This window comes from Arthrobacter sp. YN (assembly GCF_002224285.1).
In the GTDB taxonomy this organism is placed as follows: domain Bacteria; phylum Actinomycetota; class Actinomycetes; order Actinomycetales; family Micrococcaceae; genus Arthrobacter.
In genome coordinates this window covers 3,402,724-3,418,768 of record NZ_CP022436.1, presented here as the reverse complement: position 1 = coordinate 3,418,768, position 16,045 = coordinate 3,402,724, and the positions used below count along the sequence as shown (strand labels likewise).

At 63.2% G+C, this 16,045-nt stretch carries 14 protein-coding genes; 8 read left to right on the top strand and 6 right to left on the bottom strand.

Features of this window, described 5'->3' with window-relative positions:
- The first annotated feature begins 75 nt into the window (after nucleotides 1-75).
- A complete protein-coding gene (locus tag CGK93_RS15645) occupies nucleotides 76-465 on the top strand; it encodes a chorismate mutase (protein ID WP_089595622.1) in 390 nt (129 codons plus the stop codon).
- A gap of 3 nt (nucleotides 466-468) precedes the next feature.
- On the top strand, nucleotides 469-1,503 hold the full coding sequence (locus CGK93_RS15640) for a hypothetical protein (protein ID WP_089595621.1): 1,035 nt from the start codon (nucleotides 469-471) through the stop codon (nucleotides 1,501-1,503).
- A 51-nt stretch (nucleotides 1,504-1,554) separates the two neighbouring features.
- Here CGK93_RS15640 and CGK93_RS15635 read toward each other — a convergent pair whose 3' ends face one another.
- From CGK93_RS15635 to CGK93_RS15610, 6 genes are all read right to left on the bottom strand, one after another.
- Entirely contained in the window at nucleotides 1,555-2,280 is a 726-nt protein-coding gene (locus CGK93_RS15635; RefSeq protein ID WP_089595620.1) for a DUF4166 domain-containing protein, read from the bottom strand.
- 24 nt (nucleotides 2,281-2,304) lie between these two features.
- Nucleotides 2,305-3,597, bottom strand: a complete 1,293-nt coding sequence (locus CGK93_RS15630) for a DUF58 domain-containing protein (protein ID WP_089595619.1) — start codon at nucleotides 3,595-3,597, stop codon at nucleotides 2,305-2,307.
- Between the two features lie 68 nt (nucleotides 3,598-3,665).
- Nucleotides 3,666-4,766 carry an AAA family ATPase gene (locus CGK93_RS15625; RefSeq protein ID WP_089595618.1) on the bottom strand — a complete coding sequence of 367 codons (1,101 nt, stop codon included), beginning with the start codon at nucleotides 4,764-4,766 and terminating at the stop codon, nucleotides 3,666-3,668.
- On the bottom strand, nucleotides 4,763-5,965 hold the full coding sequence (locus CGK93_RS15620; protein ID WP_089595617.1) for a DUF4350 domain-containing protein: 1,203 nt from the start codon (nucleotides 5,963-5,965) through the stop codon (nucleotides 4,763-4,765). The genes CGK93_RS15625 and CGK93_RS15620 overlap by 4 nt, the downstream gene beginning before the upstream one ends.
- On the bottom strand, nucleotides 5,962-6,654 hold the full coding sequence (locus tag CGK93_RS15615; RefSeq protein ID WP_089597508.1) for a DUF4129 domain-containing protein: 693 nt from the start codon (nucleotides 6,652-6,654) through the stop codon (nucleotides 5,962-5,964). Before CGK93_RS15615 ends, CGK93_RS15620 begins: the two co-directional genes overlap by 4 nt.
- Nucleotides 6,651-7,802, bottom strand: a complete 1,152-nt coding sequence (locus tag CGK93_RS15610) for a proline-rich domain-containing protein (protein WP_232481349.1) — start codon at nucleotides 7,800-7,802, stop codon at nucleotides 6,651-6,653. The genes CGK93_RS15615 and CGK93_RS15610 overlap by 4 nt, the downstream gene beginning before the upstream one ends.
- A gap of 449 nt (nucleotides 7,803-8,251) precedes the next feature.
- On the opposite strand from CGK93_RS15610, the gene mtrA reads away from it, so the two are divergent.
- The 6 genes from mtrA (at nucleotide 8,252) to CGK93_RS15580 (ending at nucleotide 16,016) form a co-directional block, all read left to right on the top strand.
- The gene (gene mtrA / locus CGK93_RS15605) at nucleotides 8,252-8,926 is read left to right on the top strand and encodes an MtrAB system response regulator MtrA (protein WP_014922244.1); all 675 of its coding nucleotides are present in this window, start codon (nucleotides 8,252-8,254) and stop codon (nucleotides 8,924-8,926) included.
- On the top strand, nucleotides 8,898-10,928 hold the full coding sequence (mtrB, locus tag CGK93_RS15600) for an MtrAB system histidine kinase MtrB (RefSeq protein WP_089595616.1): 2,031 nt from the start codon (nucleotides 8,898-8,900) through the stop codon (nucleotides 10,926-10,928). The genes mtrA and mtrB overlap by 29 nt, the downstream gene beginning before the upstream one ends.
- Nucleotides 10,929-10,930: 2 nt before the next feature.
- Nucleotides 10,931-12,643, top strand: coding sequence for an LpqB family beta-propeller domain-containing protein (locus CGK93_RS15595; protein WP_089595615.1), 1,713 nt, complete (start codon nucleotides 10,931-10,933; stop codon nucleotides 12,641-12,643).
- Between the two features lie 84 nt (nucleotides 12,644-12,727).
- On the top strand, nucleotides 12,728-13,780 hold the full coding sequence (locus CGK93_RS24505) for a ComF family protein (RefSeq protein ID WP_089595614.1): 1,053 nt from the start codon (nucleotides 12,728-12,730) through the stop codon (nucleotides 13,778-13,780).
- 188 nt (nucleotides 13,781-13,968) lie between these two features.
- Nucleotides 13,969-14,697, top strand: coding sequence for a ribosome hibernation-promoting factor, HPF/YfiA family (gene hpf, locus CGK93_RS15585; RefSeq protein WP_089595613.1), 729 nt, complete (start codon nucleotides 13,969-13,971; stop codon nucleotides 14,695-14,697).
- A gap of 29 nt (nucleotides 14,698-14,726) precedes the next feature.
- A complete protein-coding gene (locus tag CGK93_RS15580) occupies nucleotides 14,727-16,016 on the top strand; it encodes a winged helix-turn-helix domain-containing protein (protein ID WP_089595612.1) in 1,290 nt (429 codons plus the stop codon).
- Nucleotides 16,017-16,045 lie beyond the last annotated feature (29 nt).

The following is a 16,045-nucleotide window of genomic DNA, read 5'->3' as shown; positions in this document are numbered from 1 at the left end:
GCGTGCCTTTCCTGGTGTCCGGGCCGGAAAGGTAACACCCGCGGCGCTACCGGCCAGCACCATAGACTGGGGTGCATGACCGAGCAGAACAATGCCCTTCCCGATGACGCCGATTCCTTCAACCCGGCAGCGAGTTCCCTGGCCGGCCAAGTGGACCGCGCCGTCATGGATGAGTTGCTGTCCATCCGGTCCAGCATCGACAACATCGACGCCACCCTTGTCTTCCTGCTCGCTGAGCGTTTCAAAGCCACCCAGAAGGTAGGCATCCTCAAAGCCACGCACAAGCTTCCAGCCGGAGACCCGGGCCGGGAATCAGCGCAGATTGCCCGCCTCCGCCGGCTCGCCGAGGATGCGCACCTGGATCCAGCGTTTGCCGAGAAATTCCTGAACTTCATCATCAGCGAAGTGATCCGCCACCACGAGGCAATCGCCGAGGATCACCAGATTTCACGCCGGCAGGCTTGATCCATGGCATCAGTGAATGACCTGCGCGCCAGCGCAACCGCTCTGGGGCCGTGGCCGGGCACCGATCCCGCCGAGGCAAGCCGGATCATCCGCGGCGAGCTCGGCGACCCCCACCTTCCGTTCCTGCCCGAACTTCCGGACCGCGGAGTAGGCTCGGACGCCGTGGGCCGTTCGGGGTCCCTGCTGCTGGACCTGGCCCTCGACGTCCAGCCGCATGGGTGGCGGCTTGTGGACCGACCCGGGAAGGACGCCCAGCGTGCCCGATCTGCGCTGTCCACGGACATCAATATCCTGGCCGACGTAGCCGGGGCCGAGGACGTTTCAGCGTCTGAATTCAAGATCCGGGTGTTGGGTCCCCTGAGCCTTGCTGCCAATCTCTACCTGCACAATGGAGAACGCGCGCTTCTTGACTATGGCGCCCGCCGCGACATTGCTGAGTCCCTGGCAGCCGGCGTTGGTGAGCACATCCGCCGGGTCTCGGGAGCAGTGCCGGGCGCTGACATTGTGGTCCAGGTGGACGAGCCGGACATCGCCTCGGTCATGGCCGGGACCATCCCGACTGCAAGCGGCTACAGAACACTGCGGTCGATTGCCGGTGACGAGGTCACAGCGGCCTGGCGGTTGGTGGTCGAGGCACTTAAGGCGGTTGGCGTCGTCGAGACCGTGGTGTCTGTACCGGAGATCGAAGCGCCGATCGAACGGATTCTGGCTGCTGGAGCAGACGGCCTGGCCGTCCCCCTGAGGGCGCTGACCATGCGTCAGTGGGAACAGTTGGCCGCCGCCGTGGAAAGCGGCAAGCGTGTTTGGGCAGGCGCGCTGCCCACCCACGATCCGCAGGCACAGCTGCCACGGACTTCGGACATCGTGGAGAGTATCTGGAAGCCGTGGCGGCAGCTTGGCCTGCCCGCAGCGGGCCTGGCTGGATTGCGTGTCACGCCGTCCACGGGACTCGCTGGCTACACGCCTGCAGCTGCCACGGACGTATTGACGAAACTCACCCAGGTGGCCGACGGACTGGACCAACTGGCACAAGGCTGACGGGCACTCCTTGGCAGAGGTCTGACGTGCCGCCCAGCGCTGGGCGCCACGTCAGATTCGCCGTTCCCAGTGCTCCGGTTCCGCGTAGCGCGGGAGCGTCGTACCAGTGGCGGCTCCCGGCAGATACGGGGCCAACCGGTAATCGAAGCGTCCGGCATAGACCAGTACCAAGCCAATCTGCGGCTGGATAACCTTGACCTGGATGCGGTGTTTGCCCTGGGCACTGTCCCACCATTGCTCTGCGTAGGCGCGTGCGTCCAGGGCCGCTGGCAACGGAATGCGCAAAGGCCCCAGGAGCAGTCGGCTCGCGTTGGAAACACCACGAAGCCTGCCTTCGGAGGTGACGCTGACATCCAGATCCGTCACCAGCCGCCGATACCGTCCCACGTGGTCCACCAGACGGGCCCGCTGCTTGCTGTTGCCCTGTCCGGGACCGGGCACTATGGCACTCGTTGTATCGTGGAACAGCCTCGTCTTTGAGGGGAAGTAGATCTCCCGCCGTGCTGTAAGGGCTGGTCGTCCAAAGGGATCCACATGCGCATGGTTCTCGATCCTGAACCGGATGCCTTCGCCGTATTCAGGAAAGAACGCTTCCTCACCGCCCGTGAGGGCAAGCAGGGGCCGCAACCATTTCTGCCGGCAGCCCACTACGTCAAAGACGCCTTCGCCTATCCCATAGGAGCCGGAACCCGCTGCCAGCGAAAAGTACTCCTGAAGCTCGGGAGTCAGCTTGGTGAAGTCATTGCCGAGTGCCAGCTGGTAAATGGGTGCATTCATGGCAGTCCTTTCCGGACGTGGGAACTAGAGTCTTCCGGCCGCTTTGAGCCGGATATAGGTGTCGGCAAGCAGGGGTGGGACGTCAAGTGGTTCGGCATCCACCACTTCGGCGCCCAGCTGCCGCAACTGGGCTGTGACCGCAGCGCGTTCCAACAGGGCGCGTTCGGCCGCTGCGGCCCGGAATACCTGCCTTGCCGTAGTCCTTTCCTCCTTCATGGCCGCGAGCAGGGGATCCCTGACTGATGCCACCACCACCACATGTTGGCGGGACAATTGCGCCACCGTGGGGAGGAGGCCCTCTTCGGGGGCACCGCCGTCGAGCGCTGTCAACAGCACCACCAGCGACCGGTGCGCCGAGACTGCCCTCACCTGTCCAGGAATTTGTTGCCAGTCCAACTCAATCAGTTCTGCCTCCAACGGGGCCATGGCCTGGACCAGTTGGCCAAGCATGTTGCTTTTGGAGGCCGACTCGACCCGGGCACGCAATCTGCGGTCGTACGCGAGGAAGTCAACCCGGTCCCCTCCGCGTTCGGCCAGCACGGAGAGCAGCAACGCCGCTTCAATGCCGGTATCGAGTCGGGGTTCGTCCTCGATCCGGGCGGCAGCGGTGCGGGATGTATCCAGGACAATGACCACGCGTCTGTCGCGTTCGGGGCGCCAAGTGCGCACCACCACGGAGGTGCGGCGCGCCGTGGCCCGCCAGTCGATGGAGCGGACGTCATCACCCCGCACGTAATCGCGAAGGGAATCGAATTCCGTTCCGGCTCCGCGGATCTGCACGGCGGCCCTGCCGTCAAGTTCCCGGAGCTTCCGGAGCTTGGACGGCAGATGGCGTTTGGAGTGGAAAGGGGGCAGGACCCTCAGATGCCCGGGAAGCACACGCGTGCGCTGCCTGGCGGCCAGCCCGAGTGGTCCCTGGGACCTGATGGTGACGTGGGGGCTTTCCAGGTCACCGCGGCGCCGGGGAACCAAGGCCACCCTCATGCGTCGCCGCTCGCCCGGGGGAACAACCAGGGACTGCTCATTATCGACGGCACCGGCAGAGGGCTGCCACGCATCCCTGACTTTCGCCCGCAGCGTCCGCCGGGTGGGGTTGGCAACAGTCACCACTGTCTCCACCTGGCCCTCCAGCGTCACGTTTCCCGGGTGCTGGCGGTCCAGGCCGAGACGTGCCGGTGACGCAGCCAGCAGCAGGTCAAGGACCAGCAACAGCAACAAACCCACGGTGACGGACAGGACTGTGCTCCAAGCGGGAAACAGCACCAGCGGAATGAGGCCGGCCAGGCCAAGCACCACGAAACGACCCGTAATGGCCATTCAGGCCGCCTCGGTCAGGCCCGCGTCGGAAGTCACCTGCGTGCCCGAACCCACCTGCGTGCCCGAACTCACCGCGGCACCGGAACGGACGCCAGGATGCTGCCCAGGACATCATCCACCTGGATGCCGTCCATCTGGGCTTCTGGTCGAAGGCCAACACGGTGCCGCAGGCATGGCAACGACAAAGCCTTGACGTCGTCCGGGGTAACGAAGGTCCGTCCGGACAGCCAAGCCCAGGCCTTGGACGTATTGAGCAGCGCTGTGGCACCACGGGGGGAGACACCGAGTTGGAAGGACGGAGCGGACCGGGTGGCACGGACAACGTCAACAATGTACGCCAGGATTTCCGGGGCCACCGCTACCTGGGCTACTGCGGCCTGGGCGGCGGAAAGCTCAGCGGCGCCGGCCACCGGACGCACACCGGCGGCGGCGAGGTTCCTCGGATCGAAGCCGCTTGCGTGGCGCCGGATGACCTCGATTTCTTCGGCCCTTCCGGGCAAAGGCATGGTCAGTTTGAGGAGGAACCGGTCAAGTTGGGCCTCGGGGAGGGGATAGGTGCCTTCATACTCCACCGGGTTCTGCGTCGCCGCGACGATGAACGGGCTCGGCAGTGGGCGGGAGACGCCATCCACGGAAACCTGGCGCTCTTCCATGGCTTCCAGGAGGGACGCCTGGGTCTTTGGAGGGGTGCGGTTGATTTCGTCCGCGAGCATGATGTTGGTGAAGACGGGGCCTTCACGGAAAGTGAACTCCGACGAGTGGGAATCGTAGACCAACGATCCTGTGACGTCACCCGGCATGAGGTCGGGGGTGAACTGGACACGCTTGGTATCCAGGCTCAAAGCAGTGGAAAGCGCCCTCACCAGCAGGGTCTTGGCCACGCCTGGGACACCCTCCAAGAGGACGTGGCCCCCGCAGAGGAGCGCGATGAGCATACCGGTGACGGTGGGATCCTGGCCTACTACGGCTTTGCCCACTTCGGCGCGGACGTTCAACAGCGACTGCCGCGCGGGGTCCTCCGGCGCAGAGCGGTGCCCGTTTCCTGAGGGATCGCCTCCTTGCGGCGCAGCCTGCTGCGGCAAGCCTTGGTGCGGGACATCCTGCTGGGGCGGGACACCACCGGCGTGTTGGCTGTTGCTGTCTGTGTAGCTGTTCGGCTGGCTGCTCATCGGGCGGTCGCCTCCTGTTCGATTCGTTCGATCTGTTGTGCCCATTGCACCAGTTGTCCTTCGTTGTCCGGCCGGACGTCGAGCAGCACAGACCTGACTTCTGAAGCCGGCCGCTCCACACGTCTGGCTGAGGCGTCCACAATTGCTTCCGGGGTGGCATCCACCCCCAGATTGAAGTGCCGCGCCAAGCGGGCCAAGGTGCCCGCCCGGAGGTTCTCGGCCGCACGCCCCACTGCCCGCGAGTCCTGATAAAGACGCGCCCTGCCCTCTGCGGTCTCAGCAGCCTTCACCACAACGGGAAGCGGCTCGAAAACCAGCGGGCCAAGGCGTCGACCCCGCCAAGCGATGGCCAGGAGCGCCACGATTCCCAGCCACGGACCCACGAACGCCAGCCACCGGGGTGCCAACTCGTTCAGGGTAGGAGTCGAATCAGTCGTAGCGAGGTCACCAACTCCGGGCAAGTACCAGACAAGGTTCTGATCCTTGCCCAAGGTGCGGAGTGCGAGGGCTGCGTTGCCTTCTGAGGCGAGGTGCTGGTTGTCAACCAGGTCCGTACTGCCAAGGACCACCACGCGGCCGTCGCCGGACGCCGCATAGAGACCCGAGGCCTTGCCCGCGACGGGGTAGCACACGACGGGTCCCGAATAGATGAAGCCCTGGGCAGAGACCATGCCCGCCGCTGCGGCATCGTCCTGATCGCAGCGTGGTTCAAGACCCTTCGTTGCTTCAGGAACCACGCCGCCGGGCCGGAAGTCCTGCTCCAGTGAGTTGAGTGTCCTGAGGCGTGGATTGACCAGCACCACGTGGTCCGCGGCATCCGTGATGCCTTCCAGCTGTGTCCGGTCGAGGAAGCCGCGGGGGTCGTAGAGGAGGACCGTGGCGTCATCCCGGTCGGCCAAGGCATCCATGGTCTCCGCCAGGGTATCCGTGGCTGTCACTGCGACGCCGTGGCGCCCCAGGATTTCAGCCAACGCCATGGCGCCATCCGGGGCCGGGTTCCGGGAGGACAGCGGCCGCGGATCCTTGGCGCCCGAGACACTCGAAACAACCAGGTAGGTCACCAGACCGGCCAGGAGTGCGCCAATGAGGATCCATGCCAAGTGTTTCCGGAACCAGACGCGGAAACCTTTGCCCGTGGGCTGCTGGAGGGCAGCAGCTTCGCCTTGGACCGTGCTGTCCTTCGCCAAGGATGTGGTCATCGCGGCACCGCGAATCCGGTGTGGGCCTGACCGGCAAAGTCTGGTTTCATCTCCAGGAGGTCTGCATCGAGTCCGCGGACATCCTCGAAGTCAGTCGCTGATGCACCTTGCTCGCCATAGCGCACAGCGTCAAAAAGGCGGGCGGCTGCATCCAGCCGGGACTGCGCTGCGCCGAACACCTGTCCAAGCTGACCTGCCGCTTCATCAGCCGTCCGCCCTGCGCGCGGGTCAATGATGTCACGCTCCTCCGCGGAGCGGACCAGCGCCCGGAACTGGTCGACGACGGCGGCCGGCCAGTTGCCGTCGTCGGCCGCGGTTGCCGCGCGCTTCCGGTAGCCTTCCGAATCCACACTGTCGTCATCCCCATAGATGTCCGCTGCAGCGGCTTTTCGGCGTGCATTCAACCTGGGCCGGACCACAACAACCGCAGCGATGATGATCGCAAGAGCCACGGCGATCATCAGAGGAACAGCAAGGTCAGGTCCCTGGCCCATCCCGTCGCCTTCCAACGACGATAACCAGTCGAGAAAATCACGCCACAACTGCTCCAGCCAAGCAGGTTGGGCGTCCGGGTATTGGGGTTTGGAAAGTTCTTCAGCCGCCCAGCGCCGCCCCTCTTCGCGGTCCGGCGTCACGGGCGGTTCCATGGCCGCCAACGTGGTGGATGCATCCAGCAGGCTCAGTGTCATGCCGGTGGCCGTGGCCCGGACGGAGGCGCAGACGGGAACTGCCCGCCGTTCGGTGGCCACATGGGGGCTTGGGGCTGGCTCGGCGGGTTTTGGAGGTTGGTCGGCGGGTATCCGGGTTGGGCAGGGTTTCCGGGTTGGGCCGGGTTTCCGGCTTGGGCAGGGTTTCCGGGTTGGGCCGGGTTTCCGGCTTGGGCTGGCGGGCCTCCCGGCACGCCATCAGGATCGGCGCCGGTTTCCATCAGTCGCATCAGCTCAACGTCCAAACCATCCCGGCGCATCCGCAGATCCATATAAATCAAGGCGAACACCGAGGCTTGGAAAGCGAACGTCACGGACCCCACCAGAGCGCCGATAGCTGAAGAAATCACAGTGGTGATCACCAGGGTGGAAGCAATCGACTCAGCGTCCGGGTGGGGAGTAACCACCTCGCCAATGGCCGCCGCTGCCAGGGAAGCCGGGATCTGGACAATCTGGGCGATGACGCCCACCATTATGGCGACCACAAGGGTAATGCCGAAGATTCGCCACCAGTTGTTCCTGGTCAGCTGCCAGGACCTGAGAAGTCCGCCGAAGACGCCTGTCCGCTCAACCACGATCGCGGCGGGCGCCAGCATCACCTTCAGCCCGATCCAAACGAAGGCCACTACCGATCCCAGGCCCAGAGGCAAGACAAGGAGCAGGGCTCCGGGGCCCATGGAAGTGAACAACAGCACCGAAATCCCCACCACCGCAGTTGCTGCCAGAAGCCCGCCGAGTGTCAACAGGAGAGCAACGCCCAGCAGCGGCCAGATCCTTCGGCCGGCAAGTTTCCACATCTGTTTGAAGCCCGTACGCCGGTTGAGGACCGAGCGCGCCACCGGCACCACCAGGACCCCTTGAAGGACCGAACCAAGAAAACCGATCAGGACCGAGACACCCAAAGTGCCGGCCATGATGGCCAGGAAAGGACCCATGGCTTCGGTGAATTCCGCCTCAGTGCTGACGGATTCAAAGGACATCGAGAGCTGGAACATCCCCACTGTGACGATCCCGATGAACACCGCACCGAGTGCTTGTACGATCAGCGCTGATCCAAACATGGAAGCGGCGTTGCGACGGATTGTCTGGAACGAGCCATCCAGGATCTCGCCGAACTGCAGTGGACGCAAGGGAATTATGCCCGGCTTGGGAGGAGCGACGTAGAGGGGTTGTCCATAAGGAGGGCCCGGCGGCCAACCGGGTGCCGGTTGGCCCTGGCCATATTGTCCACCGCTCTGGGGAGCCGCCCATGCCGGGGGACCGCCCCACTGTGGCTGGTTTCCCCACTGCGGCTGGTTTCCCCACCCGGGCTGATTGCCCGGCAATGGATGGTTGCCATGCTCTGGCTGTGACACGATATCCTCCCCATAAGACCCGGCGCGCCGGCATCCGACGTCCCCCATACGGACCTTGGCACCCAGCCTATAGTCCCGCCGTCGTCCCTCATAGCCTGACGCCCGGCCAGCCATGACAGATGGGCCGCCGCTGTTGTGCAGTACGGTGGAAGTTGCCCTTGGGGCGCCATGCCGTGCGCCGCGCCCAACGGGACAAAGACTTGGTGATAAGGGAATATATAACTATGAAGGCACGCATTCTGGTAGTTGACGACGACGAAGCGCTCGCAGAGATGATTGGCATCGTCTTGCGCAATGATGGCTTCGAGCCGGTGTTCTGCGCAGATGGCGGCCAGGCCTTGGAGGTCTTCCGTTCTTCCAAGCCGGACTTGGTGCTGCTGGACCTCATGCTGCCGGGCTCCGACGGCATCGAGGTGTGCCGGCAAATCCGCGGTGAGTCCGACGTCCCCATCGTCATGCTCACGGCAAAGTCCGATACCTCCGACGTGGTCCGGGGGCTGGAATCCGGTGCCGACGATTACGTGCCCAAGCCCTTTAAACCCGCCGAGCTTGTGGCGCGTGTTCGTGCGCGGCTCCGCCCGGGCGATCAGAAGGCACCCGAAACCCTGCGTATTGCTGACGTGACCATCGACGTCGCCGGCCACTTGGTCACCCGCGGCGGCGAGCGGATTTCGCTCACCCCCTTGGAATTTGATCTCCTGGTGGCCCTGGCGCGGAAGCCTTGGCAGGTCTTTACCCGCGAACTCCTCCTTGAGCAGGTTTGGGGCTACCGCCATGCCGCGGACACGCGTTTGGTCAATGTCCACGTCCAGCGTCTGCGCTCCAAGATCGAACGCGACCCGGAGGCGCCTGAGGTCGTTTTGACGGTGCGTGGTGTCGGATATAAAGCAGGTTCCTGAGTCCCCGGTCGGCAAGACCGGCGCGGCAGGAGAGGGCCCTGATACCCAGGGGCAGGACGGGGCCGGTGTCCATCAGATGACACCGGCTGAGTCAACCACCTCCGAATCGACGCCCGCCCCGTCCCCCGCCCCGTCACTTGGGGGGTCTGCCTCGCCTTCCCCAGGGCAACCGTCGTCCTCCGGGCAACCGGCACGGAGTGTGCGGTCCCTGCCGTGGATTATTACCCGGGCGAGGATATGGACGCGACGCGGACTCATCCTGGTTCTGCGGGTTTCGCGGTTGGTATCCCTCGGCATCCGGCAGATCAGGCCGGGAATTCGCTACCTCTGGCGCTCAGTGCTCAGGCGCTGGCGGCGCTCGCTGGAGTTCAGGACAGTCCTCACCACCTTGTTGCTGGCAGTGACATCCTTCGCAATCGTGGGCGCGTACCTGTCGAACCAGATCGCGAACAACCTTTTCCAGGAGCGTCTGGCCCAAGCGGAATCCGAGTCGCGCTACAACGTCAAGCAGGTTCAAGACACGTTCGACGGCGCGCAAGTCACCGATCAGTCCAGCGTCATCACCCTTGTTTACGACACCTTGACCGCCGTTGAGGGTCGTGGTTCGGTCATCCAACGCCGCTACGTCTTTGAAGCGAAACCTGAACAGACCAAGCCCCGCAATCGCTGGGTCGAGTCACGTGCATCGGATCAACTGACGGTCCGGGTCATACCGCCGGAGTTGCGGAAAGCCGTCCAGGAAGGTGGCAAGCAGCAGTTCTGGGCCTCCACCCAGTTCCCTGTCGGCAATGAGGACCGCCCCGGCATAGCGGTCGGCAACATGGTGACGTTCAATGGCACATCCTATGAGCTGTACCTTATCTATGACCTCAACACCGCCCAGCAGACGTTGGACGAAATCCAGAACGTCCTTTGGGCAGGCGGGGCAGCGCTGGTCCTCATGATCTGGGCCATCGCTTGGTACGTCACACGCAATGTGGTCAGTCCTGTCAGCCACGCTGCCGTGGTCTCCGAAAAGCTCGCGGCAGGACAGCTCCAGGAGCGCATGGTGGTCAAGGGCGAGGATGAGGTCGCGAGATTGGGCGCTTCGTTCAACCACATGGCTGCCAGCCTGCAGGAGCAGATCACCCAATTGGCCACTTTGTCGCAAATGCAGCAGCGGTTTGTCTCCGATGTCTCGCATGAGCTACGGACGCCGCTCACCACGGTCCGAATGGCTGCCGAGGTCCTCTTCGACGCCCGTGACGACTTTGACCCCATGAACAAAAGGTCGGCCGAGCTCCTTTACCACCAGGTCGAGCGCTTTCAGTCGTTGCTTTCCGACCTGCTGGAGATCTCCCGCTTCGACGCCGGGGCAGCTGTTCTGGATGCAGAACCCCAGGACATTTTCCAAGTCATCTCCCACGTCATGGACGGCGCCGCGCCTGTCGCTGCAGAGTACGGCTCAGAAGTCCGGCTGAATGCCCGGCAAAAGAGCATCGTGGTGGAAATGGACTCCCGGAGGATTGACCGGATCCTCCGCAATTTGCTGCTCAACGCCCTGGAACACGGAGAAGGCAAACCGATTCACATATCCGTGGCAGCCAACCACGACGCTGTGGCAGTTTCCGTAAGGGACCACGGCATCGGCATGACCCAGACTGAGGCCGCGAGGGTTTTCGACCGATTCTGGCGTGCAGATCCTGCACGCGCCCGGACCACGGGCGGCAGCGGCTTGGGCCTCTCCATTGCCGCCGAGGATACCAAGCTGCACAACGGCTGGCTTCAGGCGTGGGGCCGCAAGGGATCCGGTTCCAATTTCCGGTTGACCCTGCCCCTTCGCCAGGGTGGCACCATCGTGAAATCACCGCTTCAGCTCGAACCTGCTGACATTGAATTCCCTGGCACCGCAAGCGAGCGGCACATGCTCCTTCTGGGTACAGAGTCCGGGATTGCCCCGCAATCGTCCCCTTCCGGTGCCGGAAAGCCTTCGGCTGATGATGACTCTGGGGAGAGGGACTGAACATGGTACGTCTCCGGCGTTCACGGGCGGTTGTGGTCGTCCTGGCGGTGCTGATGGTGTTGCTGGCTTCCTGTGCACAGATTCCACGGTCCGGTCCTGTAGGCAAGAGTAAGGATGAGGGGGCAGGCAATCCCAATGCGCCGGTCTTCTTTCCGGCGGCTCCGCGCGCGGGTTCGAGTCCGGAGACTGTGATCGAGGACTTCTACATGGCGGGCAGCGGTTATGAGGACGATTACCCTGTTGCACGCCAGTACCTGACGCAGGCACAGTCCGTCACCTGGAAACCGGACAAGCGAGCCATCGTTTTTCGCGAGGCGCAGGTAGTCAAGGCCGCGGGGGAGAACGAGTACCTCTACGAATTGGACCTCGCGTATTCGGTGGATGCCGATGGCGTGGCAACGCAATTCCCGCCGGGTACCAAGGAGACCATTCCGCTGACTCTCGAGCAGGTGGAAGGCCAATGGCGGATTTCCAAGGTGCCTGACGGGACGGCCATACCGGAAGAGACGTTCAAGGTCATTTATGGGGCCTTCCCCATCTATTTCTACGACCCCACGTTTACCTATGCCGTGCCCGACTACCGGTGGTTCATCAAGAAGAACACGGTCAAGTCCATGACTTCTGCCGTGCTGGCCGGCCCTGCTCCATACCTTCGGGGGGCAGTTGTCAGCGCCTTCCCTTCCGGTATGAAACTCGCACGGGAATCCGTTCCGGTGGTCTCCGGTTCTGCGCAGGTGGACCTGTCCGCCAAGGAACTGTTTGATGCCTCGGCGGAGGACCGCCAGAGGATGCAGAACCAATTGGCGTTGACCTTCCGCGACCAGCCCGATGTCATCAACGTCCAACTGCGGGCGGATCAGGACCTGGTACGGGTTGAGGACAACGGCACCGTGTTGCCTCCCGTCGTGGACAAGAGCGTTCCGGCCCGCCAGATTGCTGTGAACAACGGCGATTTGGTGCGCTATGAGAACAACAGGATGACTCCGCTTCCTGACATACAACCCGTGTCCGGGTTGGGGCCCCACTCGCCGGCTGAGTCCCCCGTGTCCCAAACGGCCGCGTTCCTCAACGGTGACAAGACAACCCTGTATGCAATCGAACCCGGGCAGCCCGCACGCCAGCTGACTACCAGGAGCACGCTCACGGGGCCGTCATTCAGCCCACACGACTGGGTATGGACCGCAGGGCCGGGTGCCAACGGGGCTGCCGAAGTGGTGGCCTTCAAACCCACGGGCATTGCACCTGGCATGGCCATTCCCAATGTCACCATCACCCCTGCCTGGCTGTCCGGGCGGACCGTCAAGGACTTCAGGGTTTCCCGGGAAGGGACCAGGGCGCTGGTCATTTCTGAAGCAAACGGGAAGTCAACGGTGCAGATTACCGGAATAGTCCGGAATGCCGACGGCGTCCCCAAAGACCTCACATCGCCCATCACCTTGGTCAGCACCGGATCTGCTGACCAGGGAGTCTGGGTCAACAGTTCAACGGTGGCTGTGATGTCCGGATCGGCGACGGGAACCGTGGTTCCCGAGCTGCTTTCCCTCGAATCGGGAGAGCCGCAGCAACTGGCCCCCTGGGACGGCCTGACCAGTCTCAGTGCCGGCAACGGCTCCGAGCAGATTTATGGGCAGTCCGAGGCCGGGGTGTTCCAACGGGTCGGCAACGGATGGGAGCTCCAACTGAAAGGACCCACGGAGCCCGCCTTCCCCGGCTAGGTTGCCGTCAAAATGTCATGCCGGATGTCCACATAGGGTCCAACGTGGCTTCCGCCTTGGTCTGCGTCCGGGCAGGCTTGCACCATGATCACACCAGATACGGGGACCGCGCCGGGCACTGGAACTCACTCTGTCATTGGGGCAGGCTCTGTCCTCGGGAGAGGCTCCGACCAAGGTGCTGCTTCCGAATCCAGTATCGGGACACGCAGACTGCAGCCTCTGCGGGCACGCGACCCGGACCTTCACCCGGTGGATCCCGGCCGGGCCCGACGTCGTGGTCCGGATCAACAGGGGCTGGGCCGGTTGCTGGCGGTGCTCCAAGGTACCGTTGTCGATCTGCTGAGGCTGCTGGTCCCCGTGGATTGTGTCTGCTGTTCAGTGGAGGACACGGTGTTATGTGGAGGCTGCGCAAAGCGCGTCCGCCAACTCTGCAGCCAACCCTTCCGTGCAGAACAGGAATCGCCCGCATTGGTTGAGACGGATGGCACGGTAAAGATCGGGGTGGTGGCCGCCGGCCCATACCGTGATGAGCTGGCACAGTGCCTCTTGTCCTTTAAGCGCTTCGGCCAGTGGCGCTTGGCCGGGGTCTTGGCGCCATGTCTGGGCAAGGCAGTGGAACGGGCCATCGGAGGTAAATCCGGATTATGTCTTGTGCCAGTTCCTACCAGCGGCCGGGCATACCGCATGCGGGGATTCAGTCCGCTGCACCTCTTGCTTTTGTGCTTGCGGATGCGAGGCATGGTGCCGGGATGCCCAAGCATTGACGCGCTTGAGAAGAGACGCGATTCGCCGGCAGCGTACATCAGCAGGGATTCGATCAGGTCCCTGCTTGCCCGGGCCGCCGATTCTCTTGCCGGCCAGGGGACATGGGGCTCCGGCGCGGGCCAAAAAGGGCTGGGACGTGGCGCGCGGGCCAGCAGGGTCCGCGGATCCATGCGCGTACGAAGCCGATCCCTCAAGGAGATCAGAGGCAGGAAGTGCATTCTCGTAGACGATGTCCTCACTACCGGCGCCACCCTTGCCGAAGCGATGAGGGCGGTGGAAACCGCGGGTGGTGTGGTCTGCGGGGCTGTTGTCCTCGCGGCCACGAGGCCACCAGCCTATGCTTTCAACAGTGCAAGGCGCGATCCCTGTTAAGTCCTAACGACTCAATCAAAAAATAAGTGACTAAAGGATGAATAACGCGTGGCGATGAACTAACGTCGGTTGTGGGTACCAAGAACAGATGTACCTGTCGATAGCGGCTCGGAAAGGGGCTCGACTGTCCGTCAGACAAGCCCCCACCAGCGTCGTTGTCGTGTCACCTGAGTTATTTGGAGGGCACCATGGAGTTCATGATCAGCGGACGAAATCTCACAGTTTCTGACCGCTTTCGCGAATACGCCGGCGAGAAAATCTCAAAGATTGAATCGCTGGGGGATAAGGTCCAGCGAGTCGACGCCAAAGTTTCCAAGGAAACCAACCCGAGGCAAACGCCAGGCCAGCTCACCGTAGAAGTGACAGTCCTGGGCCGCGGCCCCGTCATCCGTGCCGAGGCCACAGCCGCTGACAAATTCGCTGCCTTCGATCTCGCGTACAACAAGCTTCTTGAGAGGCTTCGCCGTGCGAAAGACCGGAAAAAGGTGCACCACGGACGCCACACCCCGAAAGCCGTGCGGGAGGCCACCGCAACACTCGAGCCAGCCAGCCCGAGCGAACCGCTCTACGTCGAGGCGAGCAACCACCAAGAACCCGTTCCCGCCGCAGACGAGCGTTCTCCTTATGAGATCGAGAACGACATTCCGGCAGGCGATTCACCCGTCCTGATCCGCCGGAAAGTCTTCCCCGCAGCTTCCCTGACACTGGATGACGCTGTGGACAATATGGAACTCGTTGGCCACAACTTCTACCTTTTCCTGGACAAGGAAACCAACGCGCCGTCGGTTGTCTACCGGCGCAACGGTTGGACCTACGGCGTGATCACCCTCGACTCCACCTGTGAACCGGGTGAGGAGGCTGTGGAAGAGAAGATCCACGCCTACCGTTCCGATGATGAGGCGTCCAGGGCCAAATAGGCCCACCTTTACCGCATGAAGGGACTTCAATGACCGCTTCGCTGAGCCTGTCACAGGCACGGCGGATCGCATTGGCAGCTCAAGGATTGGCTAAGATCCGGCCCGCCGGCCCCGTGACACCACGGGCGGTGGGCCGGACCTTTGCCCAACTCCAGCTAGTTCAGATCGATTCCGTGAACGTGGTGGCACGAAGCCACTACCTGCCGTTCTTCTCCCGTCTGGGTGACTACGACCCCCGCATCCTCCATGCCATGGCTGGACGGAAACCCCGCAGGATGATGGAGTACTGGGCTCACGAGGCAAGCTTTATCCGCCCGGAGCACTTTCAAGACCTCTTGGTGTGGCAAAAGCGGGGTTGGGTGGGCGCCCACAACCTTGAGCCAGTTGTCCGTCAGGATATGGAAGGCCGCATTCTCGCTGCACTCACTGCCGGAAAACCCATGACGGCGTCGGAACTGACGGCCGAGCTCGGACACAACGAGGAAGCTGACCGTGGCAACTGGGGATGGAATTGGAACATCGTTAAGCGGGTCCTGGAACATCTGTTTGAACAGGGACGCATTTCTGCCGCCTCACGCACACAGCAATTCGAACGCAAGTACACCTTGACCTCCAAGGTTGTTCCTGCCATGGCACAGCCCGGGGGTACTCCGGAAGAAACGCTCGACCGCCTGATGGACGCGGCCGCCCAGGCACATGGCATCGGCACTGTGCGCTGCTTTTCCGACTACTTCCGTACGCCACTGAAAGCCGGAGCGGACTCGGTCCAGCGATTGGTCCGGGCAGGGCGCCTCCATCCAGTCTCTGTGCGTGGTTGGGACAGGGAAACCTACAAGCACGTCAATGCCAGGATTCCACGCCGGGCGGTCGGGCGTGCACTGCTGAGCCCATTCGACTCGCTGGTCTTTGAGCGACGGCGTCTTGAGGAACTGTTCGGCTTCCACTATCGGATTGAGATCTACACTCCCGCGGCCAAGCGTCAGTTCGGCTACTACGTTCTCCCATTCCTCCTCAGGGACGCTGTCGTCGCAAGAGTGGACTTGAAGGCTGACCGCGCGTCCGGCCAGCTTCTGGTGCGTTCGGCGTTCGCGGAGGTTGGCGCTCCGGCGGATACCGCCGTCGAACTTGCTGCCGAGCTGGAACTCATGGCCGCTTGGCTTAGGCTGCAGGAGGTAGTGGTGTGGCCTGTGGGGGACCTCGCCGGCGTTCTCGCCGAAGCTGTGGCGGACGGGGCTGATGGCCGGGGCGGGCCGCTGCAATCGGACAGTCCGCTCAGAGGTGAACGCGGCAACGTGGCGCTGGTCTCTCCCGTAGACTGAAACAGCCAGAATTCGGCAGCATGAGACTG

Coding starts and splice junctions, on each gene's coding strand:
- CGK93_RS15645 (WP_089595622.1), top strand. CDS start 76: ATGACCGAGCAGAACAATGCCCTTCCCGATGACGCCGATTCCTTCAAC.
- CGK93_RS15615 (WP_089597508.1), bottom strand. CDS start 6,654: ATGACACTGAGCCTGCTGGATGCATCCACCACGTTGGCGGCCATGGAA.
- CGK93_RS15620 (WP_089595617.1), bottom strand. CDS start 5,965: ATGACCACATCCTTGGCGAAGGACAGCACGGTCCAAGGCGAAGCTGCT.
- CGK93_RS24505 (WP_089595614.1), top strand. CDS start 12,728: ATGATCACACCAGATACGGGGACCGCGCCGGGCACTGGAACTCACTCT.
- mtrA (WP_014922244.1), top strand. CDS start 8,252: ATGAAGGCACGCATTCTGGTAGTTGACGACGACGAAGCGCTCGCAGAG.
- CGK93_RS15635 (WP_089595620.1), bottom strand. CDS start 2,280: ATGAATGCACCCATTTACCAGCTGGCACTCGGCAATGACTTCACCAAG.
- CGK93_RS15640 (WP_089595621.1), top strand. CDS start 469: ATGGCATCAGTGAATGACCTGCGCGCCAGCGCAACCGCTCTGGGGCCG.
- hpf (WP_089595613.1), top strand. CDS start 13,969: ATGGAGTTCATGATCAGCGGACGAAATCTCACAGTTTCTGACCGCTTT.
- CGK93_RS15580 (WP_089595612.1), top strand. CDS start 14,727: ATGACCGCTTCGCTGAGCCTGTCACAGGCACGGCGGATCGCATTGGCA.
- CGK93_RS15625 (WP_089595618.1), bottom strand. CDS start 4,766: ATGAGCAGCCAGCCGAACAGCTACACAGACAGCAACAGCCAACACGCC.
- CGK93_RS15630 (WP_089595619.1), bottom strand. CDS start 3,597: ATGGCCATTACGGGTCGTTTCGTGGTGCTTGGCCTGGCCGGCCTCATT.
- CGK93_RS15595 (WP_089595615.1), top strand. CDS start 10,931: ATGGTACGTCTCCGGCGTTCACGGGCGGTTGTGGTCGTCCTGGCGGTG.